Source organism: Neisseria sp. P0021.S005 (genome assembly GCF_051956955.1).
In genome coordinates, this window is sequence record NZ_JBQCWY010000223.1 from 1 (window position 1) to 4500 (window position 4500).

General features: G+C 49.1%; 3 protein-coding genes. 1 reads left to right on the forward strand and 2 read right to left on the reverse strand.

Features of this window, described 5'->3' with window-relative positions; all coding sequences use genetic code 11:
* The first annotated feature begins 65 nt into the window (after positions 1 to 65).
* The gene (locus tag ACTHUE_RS11445; RefSeq protein WP_219088755.1) at positions 66 to 473 is read left to right on the forward strand and encodes an MliC family protein; all 408 of its coding nucleotides are present in this window, start codon (positions 66 to 68) and stop codon (positions 471 to 473) included.
* A 373-nt stretch (positions 474 to 846) separates the two neighbouring features.
* Here ACTHUE_RS11445 and ileS read toward each other — a convergent pair whose 3' ends face one another.
* Both ileS and ribF read right to left on the reverse strand, forming a co-directional pair.
* Positions 847 to 3639: an isoleucine--tRNA ligase gene (gene ileS, locus ACTHUE_RS11450; RefSeq protein ID WP_070461642.1), complete on the reverse strand. Its 2793-nt coding sequence runs from the start codon at positions 3637 to 3639 to the stop codon at positions 847 to 849.
* Between the two features lie 138 nt (positions 3640 to 3777).
* Positions 3778 to 4500 (reverse strand): riboflavin biosynthesis protein RibF (gene ribF / locus ACTHUE_RS11455; protein WP_440423505.1); only part of this gene is annotated, 723 nt, incomplete at its 5' end.

Consider the following 4500-nt stretch of genomic DNA (forward strand, 5'->3'; position numbering starts at 1 on the left):
AGCCATAAAGATATTTATAACATGCCGCTACATTCTTCCTTCAACACTGACCATAGGAGTCAAAAATGAAAGTAAAAGCCCTGCTTGCAATTGCCGCCGCCATGAGCCTCGCTGCCTGTGCCGCACCTGAAGCCCATCGCCATGACCATGGTCAACGTCATGAGCACAATCATGCACACGAATATGGCCACCAACATCATGACATGCATAACCATGGCCGTGTTCAATCATTCAGCTGCGAAAACGGCCTGTCTGTACAAGTCCGCAACCTGAGCACCAACCAAGTTGAACTGCGTCTGGACGACAAAGTTGCCACCCTGTCTTCTGCCGTTGCAGGTTCAGGTGAACGCTATGTTGCCAAGCAAGGTTTGTTCGGCAAAGGCGCTGAATGGCATCAAAAAGGCAGCGAAGCATTCTTCGGCTTCACTGACCCATACGGCAACAAAGTAGAAACTTCTTGCTCTGCACGTTAATTTCTACTAAGCAATAGAATAGCTAAAGGCCGTCTGAAAACTTGTTTCAGACGGCCTTTTATATTGGATAAAACGAAAGAGAAATATAGTTTCCGTTCAATGAGAAAATGTAAATATGAGGCTATTTGAAGGTTCAAAATACATCCATACCCCACAGATAGTAAGGCCCTTTGAAAAGTGCTTTCTACGAGAATATATTTCTCAATATACGTCAAATCCACTATACCTATACTGACTATCTCTATTTATCAAAACTACAAATCCAAATTACCCTTCAAAATCAATCCGTTATATGAAACAGATTCAATAAACAAAGGCCGTCTGAAAACCTATTTCCAAAGTTTTCAGACGGCCTTTATCTTAGACCAAACCATTAAGCGTAATATCTGTCTTCGCCTTTACCGTCAACGTTGTCGGCACAACGTTTACAGATGGTTTCATGGCCTGCAACTGCGCCTACATCGTGGGTGTAGTGCCAGCAGCGTTCGCATTTTTCACCATCGCTGGCTTTAGCGGTTACAGCAAGTTCATCACCTACTTTCACTTCTGCTTTAGACACCAGCAAAGCAAAACGCAATTCTTCGCCCAAAGTGTTCAGATAATCGGCAATTTCTTCCGGAGCCGTAATTTCGGCTTCGGCTTGCAATGAAGAACCGACTGTTTTATCCGTACGCAGAGGTTCGATGGCGGCAGTTACTGCTTCGCGTGCTTCGCGGATTGCCGTCCATTTTTTCACCAATTCGGCTTCGGCTTTTTCATTGATAGATGGGAACTCATGCCATGTGTGGAAGAGGACGCTGTCTTCTTCGCCGCCACCGATAATATCCCATGCTTCCTCGCCGGTGAAGCACAAAATCGGAGCAATCAGCAGAACCAAACTGCGTGTGATGTGATACAGGGCAGTTTGCGCGCTGCGTCGTGCATGGCTGTCTGCTTTGGTGGTGTAGAGGCGGTCTTTCAGAATATCGAGGTAGAACGCGCCCAAGTCTTCCGAGCAGAAAGAAACAATGTCTTTTACGGCAAAATGGAAGGCATAGCGCGGATAGTAATCGCCTGCCAGACGCTCTTGCAGCTGACGTGCCAATACCACGGCGTAGCGGTCGATTTCGACCATGTCTGCCTGCGGTACGGCATCTTCAATAGGATTGAAGTCGCTGAGGTTGGCAAACAGGAAGCTCAAGGTATTGCGGATACGACGATAGCTTTCAGTTACGCGCTTAAGGATTTCTTTGGAAATCGCCAATTCGCCGCTATAATCGGTAGATGCCGCCCACAGGCGCAGGATGTCTGCGCCGAATTCGTTGTAAACTTCTTGCGGTGCAACAACGTTACCGATGGATTTCGACATTTTGCGGCCGTTTTGGTCAACCACGAAACCATGGGTCAGCAGCTGTTTGTATGGCGCGCGACCCATTGATGAGGCACAACCGGTCAACATAGACGATTGGAACCAGCCGCGGTGTTGGTCGCTGCCTTCGAGGTAGAGGTCGGCGGGCCATTCCAATTCTTCGCGTTGTTTCAAGACGGAATAATGGGTCGAGCCGGAGTCGAACCATACGTCCATAGTGTCGGAAAGTTTGTCGTAATTTTCACAATCTTCCGCGCTCAAGAGTTCGCTCTTATCAAGAGAGAACCATGCTTCGATGCCTTTTCCTTCGATTTTTTGGGCAACTTTTTCCAACAACTCGGCAGAGTTTGGATGCAATTCACCAGTCTCTTTGTGAACAAAGAAAGTCATCGGTGTGCCCCAATAGCGTTGGCGAGAAACCACCCAGTCAGGACGACCTTCAATCATGGCTTCTAAACGCGCACGACCCCATGATGGGAAGAATTCGGTGTCATCAACGGCTTTGATGGCTTTGTCGCGCAGGGTTTTACCGTCGGCACCTGCTTTGTCCATACCGACAAACCATTGGCCGGTCGCACGGTAAATCAGCGGGGTTTTGTGGCGCCAGCAGTGTGCATAGCTGTGTTCGATTTTGCTGCTTGCCAAGAGGTTGCCGGTTTCTTCCAACCATTGCAGGATAACGGGATTGGCTTCCCAAACTCGCATACCAGCAACACGAGGTGTTTCACTGATGTATTTGCCTTCGGCATTTACAGGGTTGTAAAGCTCAATGCCGTATTTATTGCAGACAGCGTAGTCTTCCAGACCATGAGCAGGCGCAGTATGCACCAAGCCGGTACCGGCATCGGTGGTAACGTGGTCGCCATTGAGCATGGGAATATCGCGTTCGAGGAACGGATGATTCATGTGCAGGTTTTCCAGCTTGTCACCTGTGGTTTCTGCCAATACATTTAGGTCGTCTGAAGCAAAACCGTAGCGTTTGAGCGCATCTTCTGCCAAATCTTTAGCCAACACCAATTTGCCTTTAGGCGTATCAATCAGTTGATACACCACGTCTGCGCCAGCTGAAACAGCTTGGCTCGCAGGCAAAGTCCAAGGCGTGGTTGTCCAAATAACGGCAAATGCTTTGCCTTCGATACTTGCCAAACCGAATGCGGCGGCAAGCGCGGCAGTGTCTTTAAACGGATAACCGACGTCAATCGCAGGCGATACTTTGTCTTTATATTCCACTTCGGCTTCGGCCAGCGAAGAGCCGCAGTCCAAGCAGAACTGAACCGGTTTCGCGCCGCGGTAGAGATAGCCGGATTTGTAGATTTCGCCGAGCATACGCACGGTATCGGCTTCGGTTTTGAAATCCATGGTCAGGTAAGGATTATCCCAGTCGCCCAACACACCCAAGCGAATAAAGTCTTTTTTCTGGCGGGCAATCTGTTCGGCGGCATATTCGCGGCACAATTCGCGGAAACGGGCTTTAGGCATATCTTTGCCGTGCAGTTTTTCTACCATTACTTCGATAGGCAAACCGTGGCAGTCCCAACCCGGTACATAAGGCGCGTCAAAACCGGCTTGGGTTTTGCTGCGGATAATGATGTCTTTGAGAATTTTATTGACGGCATGACCGATGTGGATGTCGCCGTTGGCATACGGAGGACCGTCGTGCAGAATAAATTTCGGACGGCCTTTGGCGATTTCTCGCAGTTTTTGATAGCGTTTTTGCTCGTACCAGCTTTTCAGCCATGCAGGCTCGCGCTTGGCAAGATTGCCGCGCATTGGAAACGGGCTCTCGAGCAGGTTTACGGTTTTACTGTAATCGGTCATTTTTTGATCTCTATTGTTGCGGTATTTCGGTTTCAGACGGCCTGATTGCTCATTTTGAAAAGAACAGGCCGTCTGAAAAAATTCAAAGGACTTATTGTAGCCCAATTGTCTTGATTTTATAAGCTTCTAGAAGCGTTTCTATGCTTCCCAAACCCTTGCATCTTCCATATCTTGCAAAATTTGGGTTTTCAATGCTTCGATACTCTCAAATTTTTTCTCGTCACGCAGTTTGTGCAGGAAGCGAACGAAGATACGTTGTCCGTACAAATCGCCGTTGAAATCGAACAGATGGACTTCCAGCTTTTGCGAGCGGTTGTTGCTGACAGTGGGGTTAAAACCAAAGCTGGCAACGCCTCGGCGCGTACCGAATGTGCCATCTGCTTCAACGACAAATACGCCGCTTAGCGCATAATGATACGGAGGAAGCTGGACATTGGCGGTAGGCGCGTTGATGGTGCGGCCGAGTTTTTGTCCGTGTTTGACCTTGCCGCTTAAAACGTAATCATGGCCCAATAGTCTTTTGGCGTATTCCAACTTGCCGTCTGAAAGGGCTTGGCGGACGGCGGTACTGCTGGTACGGATGTCTTCAACGATAACGGACGGCGTGCGCTCGGTTTGCATATCGGGCTGTTGAGCCAAGAGTTCAAAACAGCCTTCACGGCCGGCACCGAAACGGAAATCGTCGCCAATCAACAAATAACGCGTGTTGAGCGTTTGGCGCAAAAGCTGGTCGATAAACGCTTGCGCGCTCATATCGGAGAAAGCTTGGTTAAAACGCAAGACCCAAACGGCATCCACGCAGCCGGTTTCACGCAAAAGGCGCAATTTGGTACGCAGCGGGCTGATGCGGTAAGGCAGCTT

Coding starts and splice junctions, on each gene's coding strand:
- ACTHUE_RS11445 (WP_219088755.1), top strand. CDS start 66: ATGAAAGTAAAAGCCCTGCTTGCAATTGCCGCCGCCATGAGCCTCGCT.
- ileS (WP_070461642.1), bottom strand. CDS start 3,639: ATGACCGATTACAGTAAAACCGTAAACCTGCTCGAGAGCCCGTTTCCA.